Raw genomic sequence first — 16,359 nt, forward strand, 5'->3', positions numbered from 1 at the left:
TACCGCCGCCGGGCTGGCCTTTTTGCACGACAAGGTTATCAGCCCTTTGCGAAACTGTCATGCCTGTAAACACGAATTGATCTTGATATTGCGGCATCCTGTCGATAATTTGGTAAACCAATACCGAATAACCAATATCGTGTGCCCCACGCAAAAAAGCGCAACCACACACAACCCACAGGGAGCCTGAAATGCCTTTCGAACCGAACCTTGATCCGATGTCTTTGGCGACGGAACTCTCCGGCCACCACCTGATTGATGGCAAACTTGTTGCCCCCAAAAACGGCAAGACCTTTGACGTCATCAACCCGGCCACCGGCAAGGTTATCGGTCAGGCAGCCGACGGCGATGCCGACGATGTGGCAATTGCAGTTGATATTGCCAAGAAAGCGCAGAAAGACTGGGCAGAACGCCCTGCCCGTGAACGTGGCAAGCTGGTTGCCGAATGCGGTCGCGTCCTGATGGCCCATACAGAGGAACTCGGACGACTGGTCGCCCTGGAATCGGGCAAGGCGCTGCGCACTGAAAGCCGCGTCGAAGCATCGGTTCTGGCCGACATGTTCGTCTTCTTTGGCGGGCTTGCCTCGGAACTCAAAGGTGAAACCGTTCCCTTTAACCCCAACATGATGACCCTGACCACCCGCGAAGCCGTTGGTGTGGTTGGCGCCATCATTCCGTGGAACGTCCCGCTGCTTCTGATGGCGATCAAGGTTGCCCCGGCGCTGGTTGCCGGTAACACGGTTGTGGTGAAATCCGCCGAAGACACCCCGCTTACGGTTCTGCGCGTCTGCCAGATCATGCAGGAAATTCTTCCGGCTGGCGTTTTGAACATCCTGTCGGGCTTTGGCCCGTCTTGCGGTGGCCCGCTTGTGGAACACAAGGATGTCAAAAAGGTTTCGTTCACCGGATCGGTTGAAACCGGTCGCACGGTTTACAAGGCCGCCGCCGAAAAGCTGATCCCGGTCACCCTTGAACTTGGTGGCAAGTCGCCGATGATCGTGATGGATGACGCCGATCTCGACAAGGCGGTTGCAGGAGCAATCGGCGGCATGCGCTTCACCCGTCAGGGTCAGAGCTGCACCGCATCGTCACGCATGCTGGTTCATGAAAAACTTCATGATGAGTTCGTCAAGCGACTGATTGACAAGGTTAATACCCTCAAAATGGGTAACCCGCTTGATGAAGAAACCGATATCGGCACCATCATCAACCGCAAACAATTCGACAAGGTATGCGGCTATATCGATATCGGGGAAAAAGAGGGTGCAACCAAGCATGAGCTCAGCGCCCTTCCCACGGACGCCGAACTTTCCGACGGCCTTTTTGTCCGCCCGGTAATTTTCACCAATGTTGACCCGAATGCCCGGATCGCCCGCGAAGAAATCTTTGGCCCGGTTGCCTGCGTCTTCAAATTCAAGACCTTTGAAGAAGCCCTTGAACTGGCCAATGACAGCGACTTTGGCCTTGCGGCAACGGTCTGGACTACGGATCTGAAAACCGCCCTTGTCGCCACCAAGTGCCTTGAAGCGGGCTTTGTTCAGGTCAACCAGAACCTTGTTGTTCAGCCGAACCTGTCCTATGGCGGTATCAAGTTGTCGGGACTTGGCAAGGAAGCATCACTTGAAAGCATGCTTGAACATTTCACCTACAAGAAAACCGTCATTCTGAATATGGAATAACGCCCGATCCCCAAACCAGGCGTTCCACTTGGCCGGGTTGCGGTACACGCAACCCGGTTTTTCTATTGTGGCACTTGACCTTGGGCGACTTATCCGCAAAGCTGCCGCTTGAAAACACATCTTTAACCCAGAAAGAACATGGCTATGTCTGCATATACTGACATCCTTTCATCGCATTCCCGTCCGACGCTTCGTGCCGGTGCGATGGCCATGATTATGGGGATTTCCGACCTGCGAATGTGATCCCTGTCATCTGCGGATGACAGGTCCGGTTAACTACCGTTTTTCACCCACCACATGATATTATTGCCACCACATCACACCGATGGTGGCCGCAGGAGCATGGAAATTATGACTGTTTCCTATCACGATATTGTACGCGCATCCGGCTTGCTTGATGGCATTGTCGCCAAAACACCACTGGTAAAATCACTTACGCTTTCAAGCATTTGCCAGGCAGAAGTTTATCTTAAACTTGAAAACCAGCAATATACCGCCTCGTTCAAGGAACGTGGCGCCTATGTCAAACTTGCCAGCCTGACACCCGAAGAACGCGAAAACGGCGTTATCGCCGTTTCGGCCGGAAACCATGCCCAGGGTGTTGCCTATAACGCCAAGCGGCTTGGCATTCCGGCAACCATCGTCATGCCCAAAAACACGCCCTTTACCAAGGTCCATCATACGCGATCCCACGGGGCGGAAGTTGTCCTGACCGGGAATGTGTTCGCCGAAAGCCTTGAGGCCGCCGGACGCATTCAGAAAGAGCGCGGCCTGACCTTTGTCCACCCGTTTGACGATGCCCATATCATTGCCGGCCAAGGTACGGTCGGGCTCGAAATCCTGAACGAAAATGTCGATATCGACACCATCGTCGTGCCGATTGGCGGTGGTGGCCTGGCATCGGGGGTGGCAACCGCTGTCAAATCGCGCCGCCCGGATATCGAGATTATCGGTGTCGAGACAAAGCTTTATCCCAGCATGTATGAGGGCATTCGCGGCGAAGAATACACCGGCGGCGGTGTCACCATTGCCGAAGGCATTGCGGTCAAACAGCCCGGTGGTCTGACGCTTGAAATCTGCAAGGAAAAGCTCGACGACGTCGTACTGGTTGATGAAAGCAGTATCGAACGGTCCATCCAGATGCTGATCGAGATTGAAAAAAGCGTTGTCGAAGGTGCCGGTGCGGCGCCGCTTGCGGCCCTGCTTGACCATCCCGAGAAATTCAAGGGCAAGAAAGTTTGCCTGATTGTCAGCGGCGGCAATATCGATACGCGCCTTCTTGCCCAGGTGCTGATGCGCGGCATGGCCCGTCAGGGACGCCTTGTTCGCGTTCGTATTGAAATTCCCGATGTGCCGGGTGCGCTGGCAACCATCAGTTCGCTGATCGGCGAAGAAGAAGCCAATATCATCGAAGTCTATCACCAGCGTCATTTCTATGACGTGCCGGCAAAACAGACCGACGTCGATATGGTTTTGGAAGTCCGCGATACCGTCCATGCCCAGCAGGTTATCGAACGCCTGATCAAGGCGGGATTTGGCGGGCGCCTGCTTGGCAACACATCACTCGATTGATCAGGCCCGACCTGATCGACTGCCAAACGACAAAGGGCCGCCGGTATGTCACCGCGGCCCTTTTTCTGTGTAAACCCGATCACATGATCGCCAGCAGATCAGTCACCCAGGCTGCGATACCGACCACCATAATAAAGTAACGGCGCACCGGTTTCGCCCATCACCAGTTCGCGGACATGGCCGACGATGATGCTGTGATCGCCGCCTTCATGGAGGGCATGACGTTCGCAGGTCAGTGCCGCAACACTTCCTGTCAGGCGCGGCATGCCGAGACTGTCATCTTCATAGGCCACGCGATCCCAGCCATCCTGCCCCGGCGCGGAAAACAGTTCGGAGACCTGCTGTTGGCTTTGGCTCAGGATATTGATGCAAAACCTCTTTGCGTCCCCGGTAAACAGCGCATGCGTTGCCGCACGGTGATCAACCGAAAACAGAACCAGTGCCGGATCCAGTGAGACCGAAGCAAAGCTGTTGATGGTAATGCCGGCTTTTGCACCGTCTGCAGCGCGGGTGGTTACCACAGCAACACCGGTTGTGAATTGACCAAGGCAATCGCGAAAATCGCGCGCAGAGAAAGACATATTGAAGGCAGCTCTCGTATACAAATATGGATGGTTGACGCACGCTGAATGGAGCTTGGGGAAAATGGCGTCTAATCATCCCGCTGTCAAACCTAACTCGCAGCTAATTTAAACGCGATGTTAATAAGATTAAAACTTAATAAGAGCATACAGATATCAGAAACATGTTTTGCAGTGCCGCAGATGACAGATGTTTCAATGAACTTGGGGTTGATCGTTCAGGTATCTGGCTTGGGCTAGCGGAGAAGAAAAAAGAATGTTCTTGATCATTGGCTATATCGTCGTAATCGGCTCTGTCCTTGGTGGCTATCTGCCGCATGGCGACTTTGGCATTCTCGTACAACCGCTTGAAGTCTTGATCATCTTCGGCGCAGCATTCGGTGCATATTTGACAGCCAACCCGCTTGGCATCGTCAAAAAATCATTCACCTATACCCTGCGCGCCATGAAGGGCCCCAAGAAAAAGGCCGCATATCTGGAACTCCTGATATGCCTTTATGCCATTTTCCGTCTGGCAAAATCCAAGGGTGATCTGGCACTTGAAAGCCATGTCGAGAACCCGGAAAGTTCCAGCCTGTTTTCCAACTTCCCGAATCTGATGAAAGATCATCACGCGATGGAATTCATGTGTGATTATCTGCGCCTGCTGACTTTGGGAACCACCAATGCCTATGAACTCGAGGCGGTGATGGATCAGGAACTCGACACCCACCACGAAGAAGAACACGCCGTTGCATCGGCCGTTCAGACCGCGGGCGATGGCCTTCCGGCACTTGGTATTGTTGCCGCGGTTCTTGGCGTGATTGTCACCATGAGCTCGGTGACCGAACCGCCTGAAATTCTCGGCGGCCTGATCGCAGCGGCCCTTGTCGGTACGTTCCTTGGTATTCTTGGTGCATACGGCTTTGTTGGCCCGACCGCATCGATCATCAAGAACACGGTTGATTCCGACGGCAAATATTATGGCTGTATCAAAGCCGCACTGATCGGTCACATGCAGGGTTACGCCCCACAGGTTTCGGTGGAATTCGCGCGCAAGACCCTTCCCCATAACCTTCGGCCCAGCTTCAAGGAACTTGACGAAGCGCTGCAAGATGCGCCCACAGCTTGATCTTGAGCCGGGAGCTTTGGTTTAGAGGACAACGCTGCACATGCCCGATATCGTTATAAAAAAGATCAAAAAAGGTGGGCACGGGCACCATGGCGGTGCCTGGAAAGTTGCCTATGCCGACTTTGTGACGGCAATGATGGCATTCTTCCTGTTGCTGTGGCTGCTTTCAAGCGCGACCGAAGAACAGCTTCAGGGTGTGTCGATGTATTTCACACCTGAAACCATATCGCAGAATGATTCGGGTTCGGGCGGTTTGCTCGGCGGGACCAGCCTTGCAGAAGAAGGCGCGTTGCGCTCCGAATTCGGCATGCCAACTGTCAGCATGGACATCCCGCCTCAGCAGTCCCCCGACGAACGCGAAGCCATCCGTGTTGCCCAGATGGAAGAACAGGAATTCAACGAGGCCAAGGAAGAACTCCTGAAGGCCATCGATGAAAGCCCGGAACTTCAGGGGCTTGAAAAGAACATCCGGATCGAGGAAACCGACGAAGGTCTTCGGATCCAGATCCTTGATGAAGACGGGACCGCCATGTTCCCGAGCGGCAGTGCCGATATGGCTGAACATACGCGGCTTCTTCTCGAAAAGGTTACCGAGGTCATTGAAAAAATGCCCCAGGATATCTCGATCGAAGGCCATACCGACGCGGTACCGTTCAACCGCCTTGACGGTTATTCAAACTGGGAACTGTCGACAGACCGTGCACTGGCCACGCGCCGCGCCCTTCAGGACCTGGGTCTGGAAACCGCCCGCTTTGCCAAGGTCGCCGGTCTTTCGGATACCGATCCGCTGGTACCTGATGATCCCAAGAATGAAAGGAACCGTCGCATCAGTATCACGCTTTTGCGTGGTACCGGTGAACGCGCCGAACTGGGATCAGATGGACCGAATGGCAATGGCACAGGCACCCCTGCCAACGGTGCATCCCCGGCCCAGCAATCCGAGACACCAGCCAATGGTGCTGCCCCGCGTCGTCCGACATTCGGCGTGCCGTCACAACCATAAACATATGGCGATGTCACAGATTTGAATGCCCTTTTGGCTGCATGACCTTTAAACTGTCACAAACAGCACTTAATCTCATAATATAGATGATCGCGTGTGATCGGGATTGAGAATACCAGATGACAGTCAACCAGCGCCGCCTTACGCAGCATTACTTCATGACGGCCCCGATGCCGTGTCCCTATTTGCCCGGACGATTTGAACGTAAGCTGGTGACCGAATTGCGTGGCCCCGAGGCCAACAATATTCACGATCTGTTGTCGCGCGCCGGTTTCCGTCGTAGCCATTCCATCGCCTATCTTCCGGCGTGCAGCGATTGCAATGCCTGTGTTCCGGTGCGGGTAAGATGCCCGGACTTTGAACATAGTCGGTCATTCCGCCGCATCCAGAACAAGAATAGTGACCTTACGCGTTCCATCCTGCCGCCGACAGCCACACAGGAACAATATCAGTTGTTCAGCACCTATCAGGATGCCCGTCATGGCAATGGCGATATGGCCCGGATGGATGCGCGCGACTATCGCGCCATGATCGAAGACAGCACGATTGATACATCGATCTATGAATATCGTCGCGCCGACAACAGTTTGATTGCCGTTGCACTCGTGGACAATCTTGCCGATGGGCTATCCGCGGTTTACAGCTTTTTTGACCCGGCAGAACACAAGCGCGGACTTGGGACCTACATCATCCTTGACCTGATCGAAGAAGCACAACTTCTTGATTTGCCACATATCTATCTGGGTTACTGGATCGGAGACTGTCGCAAGATGTCCTACAAGATGCGCTTTCAGCCGCTTGAAGGGTTCCGGGACGGGCAATGGGTGTCGATGAGTGATACCGGACCCGATACCTGTGCATAGGATGGGCTACCCTTCTTTCGTATCATTCTACATTAGACTAAAGTCCTAGAAATCAGCTCGATCCCCGGTTGCCTGCATCCAAAGACGCATATAAGCTCCTTACAAAGCCGGTTAACCGGCTTTGATACATATAAATCATGAGCTTGCATCTTTGGGAGGCTGTAACTAATGAAACGTCGCCAATTTCTTTCTGGCGCTGCCGTAGCAGGTGCGACTGCTGCCGCATCCACTTTTGCCAAACCGGCACTTGCCCAGGACGTCCGTGAATGGCGTATGGTCACCACCTGGCCGAAAAACTTCCCGGGTCTTGGTACCGGTGCGAACCTTCTTGCTGAATACATCACCAAGGCATCTGATGGTCGCCTGAAAGTTACCGTTTTCGGTGCGGGCGAAATCGTCCCGGCATTCGAAGCCATTGACGCTGTTGGCAACGGCACCGTCGAAATGGGCCACGGTGCGCCTTACTACTGGAAAGGCAAAGTTGACGCGACCCAGTATATCGCAGCAATGCCGTTCGGTCTGAACGCTCAGGAACAGAATGCGTGGTTCCAGTGGGGTGGCGGTCAGGAACTTGCTGACAAGGTCTATGCCGAACTGAACTGTAAGTTCTTCCCGTCGGGGAACACCGGCACGCAGATGGGTGGCTGGTTCAACAAGGAAATGAACACCATTGCAGACTATCAGGGTCTGAAAATGCGTATTCCGGGCCTTGGTGGCGAAGTTGTCAAAGCGGCTGGCGCAAACGTTGTGAACCTTCCGGGCGGCGAAATCCCGCCGGCACTTCAGTCCGGTGCGATTGACGCGACCGAGTGGGTTGGCCCGTATAACGACCTGGCATTCGGTCTTTATAAATCGGCTAAATATTACTACTACCCAGGCTGGCACGAGCCGGCAACCGTTCTTGACAACTTCATCAACCTGGATGCATGGAATGCGCTTCCGGATGATCTGAAGGCAATTGTCGAGCAGGCAAACCGCGCTGTTAACCAGATGGTTCTGTCCGAATTCACCGCCCGCAACGTTCAGGCACTCGACACGCTGCGCAACAAGCATAACGTCGATGTTCGTCCGTTCTCTGACGACATTCTGACCGGCCTTGGCAAACTTTCGGGTGAGGTTCTGCGTGACCTGGTTTCTTCGAACCCGCTGTCACAGGAAGTCTTCGAAAGCCTGATCGCCTTCCGTACCCAGTCGATTGCATGGTCGAAATTCTCGGAATCGGCATTTGCCCAGGCACGTGTCCTGCCGTTCAAATACTAAGTCTTCCATTTCTGGAAACGATCAAGGGCCGGCAATTTGCCGGCCCTTTTTCTTTGCCCCTCGCACATGAGAAGATGGCTGGAATTCGCTGACATGCCCCCTTCTCGATCCACGGATCGCGCAATAAAAAGGCACCCGTTCGGGTGCCTTTCTTTGAAATGGTCATCTGATGTCTGATCAGAACAGAACACTTGGCAGCCAGGTTGCGAGCCACGGGAATGCCGCGACAAGGCAAAGGCCCAGCATCTGGATCATCACGAACGGAATGATACCGCGATAGATATCAAGCGTCTTGATCGCTGCCGGTGCCACACCGCGCAGATAGAACAGCGCAAAGCCGAATGGCGGTGTCAGGAAGCTGGTCTGAAGGTTGATGGCGATCATCACGCCCAGCCAGACCGGATCGATATCCATCTTAAGCAGGATCGGGCCGACAATCGGGATCACGACAAATACGATCTCGATAAAGTCGAGGAAGAAGCCCATGAAGAACATCAGCAGCATGACGACCAGCATGGCACTGAAAACGCCACCCGGAAGGTTATGCAGCAATTCTTCAACCAGATGATCCCCGCCAAGACCGCGGAACACCAGCGAGAACACCGAGGCGCCAAGCAGAATGACAAACACCATCGCGCTGACCTGAACGGTCTGGCGCACAACATGGCGCAGAACCGCCATATCGAGGCGCTTGTAGAATGCCGCAAGGACAATCGCACCGATCGAGCCGAATGCAGCGGATTCAGTCGGCGTTGCAATACCGGTCAGGATCGAGCCAAGAACAGCAACAATCAGAAGCCCCGGAGGCAGCAAGGCACGCAGAACTTCCCCCCACAGGCCTTCCGGACGTTTGCCTTCGACCAGTGCCGGGGCTGCCTTGGGATCAATCAGCGACTTGATAATGATCCAGGTGATATAAAGTGCGACCAGCAACAATCCCGGAATGAAGGCACCTGCAAACAGGTCCATCACCGAAATCGGTTCCGGTGCCCAGTTGCCAATCGCACGCTGTGCTTCGGCATAAGCGCCCTGAAGGATATCGCCCAGAAGAACCAGAACGATTGACGGCGGAATGATCTGACCAAGCGTACCGGACGCACAGATCACACCGGTCGACAGTTTCGGATCGTAACCGGCCTTCTGCATCGCAGGCAGGCTGAGCAGGCCCATCGTTACAACGGTCGCACCGACAATACCGGTCGATGCTGCCAGCAACATGCCGACAATCACCACCGAAATGCCAAGACCGCCGCGCATGGTGCCAAACAGCATACCCATGGTGGTCAGAAGCTTTTCGGCGATCCGCGCGCGTTCAAGCATAACCCCCATGAACACGAACAGCGGAATTGCCACATAGAGTTCGTTGGTCATCACACCGAAATAGCGCGACGGCAACGACCCCAGAAGCGGCATGTCGAATGTGCCCATCGCATTGCCGATAAGGGCAAAAGCAAGACCGGTGCCCGCAAGCGAGAAAGCAACCGGAAAACCAAGAAGAAGCACGCCGCAGGCCACGGCGAACATCACCAGGCTAAGAATTTCACCCGTCATCAAACGCCCTCGTGTTCTTCTTCTTTGATTTCAAATTCTTTGTGACCGGCAAGTACCAGAATACTGCGCGCAGCAAGCGAAAGCCCCTGAAGCAGCATCAGCACACAAAACACCAAAATCACCGATTTATACAGGAACAGACCCGGAAGACCGCCCGTCTCGTGAGATCCTTCAAGACGGTGCCAGCTCGTCGCAACATACGGATAGCTGTACATCAGGATCATGACCAGTACCGGGGTCATCAGGAACAGGGATCCGAAAAGATCAACCCATGCCTTGTATCGTGCCGAAGCCGGACGATAGAAAACGTCCACCCGAACATGGCCACCGTGCAAAAGCGTGTATCCCGCCCCTACCATGAACATGATGCCATAAAGCCACATATAGCTTTCCTGCATCGATACCCAGCCAACCGCAAAGCCGTAACGCAATGTCGCAACCAGAAACGTGATCACGACCATCGGGATTACCAGCCAGGCTATCCCGCGACCGATCCAGTCATTCAGACCGTCTATCGCGTGGACGAAATTTCCCAGAAATCTCACTTTTCACTCCCAAGCCCTTATTGAATCACACAGGAATATTGCGGGCTTCCTGTTAATCAGGTTGCGAAGTTACATTTTAACCACCCAAAACGCCATATCTTTTGGCACGCAATTCCGCCATTTCTCGCCAAATTCTCAGCATATGATGTTGTTTGCATCTTCGCGGGCCGGTTTCAGGCATAAAAAAAGCCGGATGGTGATATTCCATCCGGCTTTTGATGCATTAATTCGGGTCTGTTTTCGTCATTCGAACTTGTTCGAACGCGGGAAACCATTTGGTGGCAGTCGCCCGGCACCGGCGCGTTTGCCGGTCCATTCGGCAAGTTCGGTGACGGTTCGGGTCCGGCCTTCGCTGCCTCCCATTGCCCAGCTCAGACCGTCTTCCAGATTAAACAGGATCAGGTCTGAAAGACCGCCCTGACGGTATTTCTGCAAGATGACGCCGCGGCCACGGGTCATTTCCGGCACTTCATCAACCGGATAGATCAGCAATTTGCGGTTATCACCAAGAACCGCAACATGGTCCTTTTCAACCGGGATGAAGATTTTGGCCACTTCCCCGGTTCCAAGGTTCAGGACCTGCTTGCCGTTCTTGGTCTGGGCAACAACGTCTTTTTCCGCGACCTGGAAGCCGCGTCCAGCAGAACTTGCCACCAGAAGATTGCGGCCTTCCTTGTGAACCACCATCGAAACAATGTCATGTTCCTGCGGCAGATCGATGGAAAGACGGATCGGTTCGCCATGACCACGACCGCCCGGAAGCTTGTCGCAGGACATGGTGTAGCAACGCCCCGCCGTCGACAGGATCAGAAGCTTGTCTGTCGTAAAGGCCTTAATGGCAAAGCGATGTTCGTCGCCATCCTTGAATTTCAGATCACTGATATCGGCAGTGTGCCCTTTGAGGGCACGGATCCAACCCATTTTCGAACAGATCACCGTAATCGGTTCACGTTCGATCAGAGCTTCAAGCGGCACTTCGATTTCTTCCGGGGCATCGCCAATTTCCGTGCGACGTTTGCCAAGCGCGGTTTTCTTGCCGAAATTCTCGCGCATGACTTCGATTTCATCGCGGATTTTCTCCCAGCGCAGCGTTTCGCTGGCAAGAAGTGCTTCAAGCCCCTGCTTTTCTTCGGTCAGTTTGGCATGCTCGTTCTTGATTTCCATCTCTTCGAGCTTGCGTAACGACCGCAGACGCATGTTCAGGATCGCATCAGCCTGAACTTCCGTCAGGTTGAAGGCCGCCATCAGCGCATTTTTCGGTTCATCCTCGAACCGGATGATGCGGATCACTTCGTCAAGGTTCAGATAGGCAACAAGATAGCCTTCCAAAACTTCAAGACGATGATTGATCTTTGCCAGACGATGGTTTGAACGACGGATCAGCACATCCTGACGATGGGCAAGGAACGCACGCAACACTTCGCGCAGGTTCATCACACGCGGCGTATTGTCGGCATCCAGAACGTTCATGTTCAAGCCAAACCGGATTTCCAGTTCGGTATTCTTGAACAGCATTTCCATCAGATGTTCCGGTTCGACCGCACGGGTACGCGGTTCAAGAACCAGACGGATGACATCGGTTGACTCATCGCGCACGTCATTAAGCAACGGCAGCTTTTTGGCCACCATCAAATCGGCGATACGTTCAACCAGCTTGGCCTTCTGCACCTGATAGGGAACCTCGGTCACGACGATCTGATACAGACCGTGGCTGAGTTTTTCGACTTCCCATTTCGCGCGCAGTCGGAACGATCCGCGCCCGGTGGCATAGGCTTCGAGAATATTTTCATGCGGCTCGACCAGAACCCCGCCTGTCGGGAAGTCCGGCCCCGGCACGCAACGCACCAGTTCGGCAATCGATGTTTCGGGCTTGTCGATCAGCTTGATCAGGCCCGCACAGATTTCACCGACATTGTGCGGCGGAATATTGGTCGCCATACCAACCGCAATACCCGCGGCCCCGTTTGCCAGAAGGTTCGGGAACGCTGCCGGCATGACAACGGGTTCCTGCTCCTCCCCGTCATAGGTCGGGCGGAAATCGACCGCATCCTCGTCCAGACCGTCCATCAGGGCGGCGGCAACGGCGGTCATGCGGGCTTCGGTGTAACGCATTGCCGCGGCGTTATCGCCGTCAATGTTGCCGAAGTTGCCCTGACCATCGACCAGCGGATAGCGTACCGCAAAATCCTGGGCCAGACGGACAAGTGCGTCATAGACCGACTGGTCACCATGCGGGTGATATTTACCAATCACGTCACCAACCACACGCGCACATTTCTTGAACCCCTGTTCCGGGTTCAGCTTGAGCTGACGCATGGCATAAAGAAGACGACGATGCACGGGCTTAAGGCCGTCACGTACATCAGGCAGGGAACGCGACATGATTGTCGACATCGCATATGCGAGATACCGTTCGCTTAGCGCATCAGCAAGTCGGGTTTCCCTGATTTGACCGGCGCCGGCCGGTTCGGAAGTCTTGGTGCTCATGAACGATTTTTCTTGTTGCTTGGCAGAATGGACAGGTGCAAGGGCATTCTAACCCCGAATGTCTTGCGATATTGGCAACATACTACGCCGGGCATAGGCTTGGTCAACAGATGCGAACCAAATTGACCAATTTATTTTTCATCATCCCCTGACAGCCGCCAGACATGGCTGACCAGCCGGTCGCGCGCGGCCACCGGTTTTATGCCCTTGGCTTCGAAAATATCGCGGTGAATGAAAAAACCGGTCAACTTCAACCCGTCACGCAACTGTTCAAGCATATCGGCATCCGCGCGTGGTCCCGATACCCGCCCAAGGGCAAGAAACGCCGGCAAAGGCAAAAGACGATCGCGATAGGCCTGTCCGGCGGCCTGGCTGACTGCACGGCCGCTTTTCGGGGAAACATAGGCAAGATCACTGGCAACATCGGTCGCGGCACATCGTTGAAGATCAAGGCCATAGCCAAGTTCTTCCAAAAGCCCCACTTCCCAGCGGATATAGGCCGGCAACCACTGGTCGAGCTTAAGGGCAGCCATCAGGGCCACCGTGCCATGATAAAGATCGGGATGGGCTTCGCGTTCGGGCAATGTTGCATCCAGCATCGCACAGGCAGAACTCATTGCCATCAGCGGGCCCGGCTGCAACAACAGATCCGCGGCATGTGCGCCGGTCAGTTCACAACGAAACTGCCCCAGATGTTCGGCAAGGCGGGCCGACCACCCTACTCTGATTTCATTGCCCGGCTCCAGGGTGCCGCGCATTGATTTGCTCATGGCGCCACGGACCATACCGGCATGGCGACCATAATCCCGTGTCAGGACGGATAACCGGACCGAACTTTCGCCCAGTTTGCGTGTCGAAAGAACGATGCCATCATCACGCCAATCCATCGCGGTCTCTTAGAAATAACCGCTGGGCACGATCAGACGGGTCACCAGAAAGAACATGCCCAACAGACAGGAAAAAAGCGCAAAGATCGCAATACCGAACACCACTTTACGCAGCCATGAACGGTTTTCGACCTCGTCTATGGCCTGATCGATCGGATCGATTGAATTTGGCGTCATCAGTTTGGTCCTCCGCCCGTCATTTTCCAGAACAGGCCAAGCACAAAGATGCCAAGCGCAACCAGAAGCGCAATCAGATTAAGCGGGCGATGCAAAAAGGATTTTTCGCGTTGCACAGCGTTATAATCGCGGCGGTTACGGAACGGGCGTCTGGCCACACGGGCAACAATCATTGCGGCAGCAGCGCCAACAACAATCATCACGACACCCCAGAATGATCCGATTTCCATTATCTACCCGGCAATTGATAATCTGTCTGTGCAACGCGCACGGTTATGCGTTGGGATCAAGGCCCCACATGGCAAAGCGGTTGGGATCATCACCCCAGTTCTCACGAACCTTGACGAACAGGAACAGATGCACCCGGCGTTCGAAAATGGCTTCGAGCTCCTTGCGGGCTTCACTGCCAAGCGCCTTGATCCGTTTTCCGCCCTTGCCAAGAATGATGGCCTTCTGGCCTTCGCGCTCGACAAAGATCGTCTGTTCAAGCTTGACCGATCCGTCCTTGCGTTCTTCCCACAACTCGGTTTCGACCGTTGCGGAATACGGCAGTTCCTGCTGAAGCTGATAATAAAGCTTTTCGCGGGTGATTTCGGCTGCCAGAAGACGCAACGGCATGTCCGAAACGTCATCTTCGGGGAACATCCAGGGACCGTCTGGCATTTTTGCAGCCAGGAAGTTCACAAGATCCTGCGTGCCGGCACCTTTTTTGGCCGAAATCATAAAGACATCGGTAAAGACATCGTGGGCAAACAGCTCCTGCGACAGACGCAGGAGCTTTTCCTTGTCTGCGACCTTGTCGACCTTGTTCAGTGCCAGAATAGCCTTGCGGTTCTGATCCTTGAGCTGATTGATGATGGCAAGGTCCTCGTCGGTAATGCCGGTACCGGCATCAATGACAAGAACCACCAGATCCGCATCATCCGCACCATTCCAGGCGGCCTTGACCATCGCGCGGTCCAGACGGCGTTTGGGTGCGAAAATACCCGGGGTATCAATGAAAACAATCTGCGCGTCTTCGGTCATGACGATGCCGCGCACACGCGTACGCGTCGTTTGGACCTTGGGCGAGACGATCGACACTTTGGTGCCGACAAGCTGGTTCAGAAGCGTCGACTTGCCAGCATTTGGCGCGCCAACAAGCGCAACAAAGCCGCAACGCTGCTGATAAGGTAATCTGTCTTCGGCCACCGGTGTGGGAACCTCATTCATCGCTTAGTTTGTCCAACATCATGCGGGCGGCGAGTTGTTCCGCCTCACGTTTCGATTTTCCTTCTGCACTGACACGATCGCCATCACTGGTGGTCAGTTCGATCGTAAAGATCGGTGCATGCGCCGGACCTTCACGTCCGACCATTTCATATTTCGGAAGCGGCTTGCCCCGCCCCTGAAGCCATTCCTGCAATTGCGTTTTCGCATCTTGCGGCGGCTTGTTGTCTTCATCAAGCAGCGGCGTCCAGAGCTTTTCAATAAAGCGGCGCGCCGGTTCAAGTCCACCATCAAGATAGAGTGCGGCAATCACGGCTTCCATGCAATCAGATAAAATTGCCGGATTGGCGTCCGCCCCGGCGGCGCGTTCACCCTTTGCCATCTGGATGTGGTCACCCAGATTGATCTGGTTGGCCACACGCGCAAGGGTTTCACGACGCACCAATGCGACGAAACGCTTGGCCATCGCACCTTCGCGCTCACGCCCGAACCGGGTGTAAAGCATTTCGGCCACAACAAGACCCAAAACCCGGTCGCCCAGGAATTCAAGGCGCTCGTTCCCACCGCTTAGCGCATCCTTGCCCTTTGCCGCACTGCGATGGGTCAGCGCCACACGCAGCAGGTCAGGATTGGAAAAACCGTGATCAATCTCGGTGATCACCGGTATGCCGTCGCTCATCAGTTAACCCCCTGGAACAGGCGATCAAACCGGATGCTGCCCAGATCATAGACCGGCTGCGAGCTGTCCTTGGAATAGAACAGGAATTCGGCACGGCCGACCAGATTTTCGATCGGCACAAAACGGAAGCGCGACGGGAAGGCACGGCTGTCTGCCGAATTATCGCGGTTGTCACCCATCATGAAGTAATGGCCTTCGGGCACGGTAAAGGCTTCGGTATTGTCACTTGGACCCTGATCACCAAACAGTTCCAGAATACGATGCACCTTGCCATTCGGAAGCGTTTCAAGATATTGCGGAACCGCTGCGGAACGGCCCGTACCATCGGTCAGGATGTAATCTTCGATCCGTTCGCGTTCAACAAGCTTGTTGTTGATATACAGGCGCCCGTCAGTGACCTGAACGGTATCACCGGGCAAGCCGATCACGCGTTTGATATAGTCCTGGGTGGTGTCGGACGGCAGTTTGAAAACCACAACATCACCACGTTCCGGTTCGGTTTCAAACACACGGCCCGGAATGACCGGCAGGCTGAACGGCATGCTGTGTTTCGAATACCCGTAGGAGAATTTCGACACAAACAGATAGTCCCCCACCAGCAGGGTCGGGATCATAGAACCAGACGGAATATTGAACGGTTCGAAGGCAAATGTCCGAACCAAAAGTGCAATGACAATGGCCCAGAAAACGGTCTTCAAGGTGTCAAAAAGGCCACCCGTTTTCTTTTTCTGCACAAGCTTTTCCATTCCGTTTTT

General features: G+C 54.4%; 16 protein-coding genes. 6 read left to right on the forward strand and 10 right to left on the reverse strand.

Features of this window, described 5'->3' with window-relative positions:
• The first annotated feature begins 191 nt into the window (after positions 1-191).
• Both M9H61_RS04525 and M9H61_RS04530 read left to right on the forward strand, forming a co-directional pair.
• A complete protein-coding gene (locus tag M9H61_RS04525) occupies positions 192-1,679 on the forward strand; it encodes an aldehyde dehydrogenase family protein (protein ID WP_250283643.1) in 1,488 nt (495 codons plus the stop codon).
• 351 nt (positions 1,680-2,030) lie between these two features.
• Complete coding sequence (locus M9H61_RS04530) at positions 2,031-3,251, forward strand: threonine ammonia-lyase (protein WP_114113345.1); 1,221 nt, start codon at positions 2,031-2,033, stop codon at positions 3,249-3,251.
• Between the two features lie 98 nt (positions 3,252-3,349).
• Here the strand turns inward: M9H61_RS04530 and M9H61_RS04535 are convergent, their stop codons facing one another.
• Positions 3,350-3,832, reverse strand: coding sequence for a flavin reductase family protein (locus M9H61_RS04535; RefSeq protein WP_068518998.1), 483 nt, complete (start codon positions 3,830-3,832; stop codon positions 3,350-3,352).
• Positions 3,833-4,088: 256 nt separating this feature from the next.
• Between M9H61_RS04535 and motA the strand changes: the two genes are divergently transcribed.
• From motA to M9H61_RS04555, 4 genes are all read left to right on the forward strand, one after another.
• Entirely contained in the window at positions 4,089-4,943 is an 855-nt protein-coding gene (gene motA / locus M9H61_RS04540) for a flagellar motor stator protein MotA (RefSeq protein ID WP_068518997.1), read from the forward strand.
• Positions 4,944-4,983: 40 nt separating this feature from the next.
• Positions 4,984-5,946, forward strand: coding sequence for a flagellar motor protein MotB (locus M9H61_RS04545; protein WP_250283645.1), 963 nt, complete (start codon positions 4,984-4,986; stop codon positions 5,944-5,946).
• Positions 5,947-6,065: 119 nt separating this feature from the next.
• Positions 6,066-6,809 (forward strand): arginyltransferase, encoded by a 744-nt coding sequence (locus M9H61_RS04550; protein ID WP_228195547.1) that lies wholly within the window; start codon positions 6,066-6,068, stop codon positions 6,807-6,809.
• 168 nt (positions 6,810-6,977) lie between these two features.
• Positions 6,978-8,069 (forward strand): TRAP transporter substrate-binding protein, encoded by a 1,092-nt coding sequence (locus M9H61_RS04555; protein WP_068518994.1) that lies wholly within the window; start codon positions 6,978-6,980, stop codon positions 8,067-8,069.
• Positions 8,070-8,246: 177 nt separating this feature from the next.
• On the opposite strand, the gene M9H61_RS04560 is transcribed toward M9H61_RS04555, so the two are convergent.
• The 9 genes from M9H61_RS04560 to lepB form a co-directional block, all read right to left on the reverse strand.
• Entirely contained in the window at positions 8,247-9,620 is a 1,374-nt protein-coding gene (locus M9H61_RS04560; protein ID WP_068518993.1) for a TRAP transporter large permease subunit, read from the reverse strand.
• Complete coding sequence (locus M9H61_RS04565) at positions 9,620-10,165, reverse strand: TRAP transporter small permease subunit (RefSeq protein ID WP_068518992.1); 546 nt, start codon at positions 10,163-10,165, stop codon at positions 9,620-9,622. Before M9H61_RS04565 ends, M9H61_RS04560 begins: the two co-directional genes overlap by 1 nt.
• A gap of 243 nt (positions 10,166-10,408) precedes the next feature.
• Positions 10,409-12,652, reverse strand: a complete 2,244-nt coding sequence (gene parC, locus M9H61_RS04570) for a DNA topoisomerase IV subunit A (RefSeq protein WP_068518991.1) — start codon at positions 12,650-12,652, stop codon at positions 10,409-10,411.
• A 131-nt stretch (positions 12,653-12,783) separates the two neighbouring features.
• Positions 12,784-13,539, reverse strand: a complete 756-nt coding sequence (gene recO, locus M9H61_RS04575; RefSeq protein WP_250283647.1) for a DNA repair protein RecO — start codon at positions 13,537-13,539, stop codon at positions 12,784-12,786.
• Between the two features lie 9 nt (positions 13,540-13,548).
• Positions 13,549-13,716 (reverse strand): hypothetical protein, encoded by a 168-nt coding sequence (locus M9H61_RS04580; RefSeq protein ID WP_156480870.1) that lies wholly within the window; start codon positions 13,714-13,716, stop codon positions 13,549-13,551.
• Entirely contained in the window at positions 13,716-13,946 is a 231-nt protein-coding gene (locus M9H61_RS04585) for a hypothetical protein (protein ID WP_068518989.1), read from the reverse strand. Before M9H61_RS04585 ends, M9H61_RS04580 begins: the two co-directional genes overlap by 1 nt.
• A gap of 43 nt (positions 13,947-13,989) precedes the next feature.
• Positions 13,990-14,928 (reverse strand): GTPase Era, encoded by a 939-nt coding sequence (gene era, locus M9H61_RS04590; protein ID WP_250283649.1) that lies wholly within the window; start codon positions 14,926-14,928, stop codon positions 13,990-13,992.
• The gene (rnc, locus tag M9H61_RS04595) at positions 14,921-15,604 is read right to left on the reverse strand and encodes a ribonuclease III (protein WP_068518987.1); all 684 of its coding nucleotides are present in this window, start codon (positions 15,602-15,604) and stop codon (positions 14,921-14,923) included. Before rnc ends, era begins: the two co-directional genes overlap by 8 nt.
• On the reverse strand, positions 15,604-16,350 hold the full coding sequence (gene lepB / locus M9H61_RS04600; protein ID WP_068518986.1) for a signal peptidase I: 747 nt from the start codon (positions 16,348-16,350) through the stop codon (positions 15,604-15,606). Before lepB ends, rnc begins: the two co-directional genes overlap by 1 nt.
• Positions 16,351-16,359: the final 9 nt, after the last annotated feature.

This window comes from Thalassospira sp. GO-4 (assembly GCF_023588965.1).
GTDB lineage: Bacteria > Pseudomonadota > Alphaproteobacteria > Rhodospirillales > Thalassospiraceae > Thalassospira > Thalassospira povalilytica.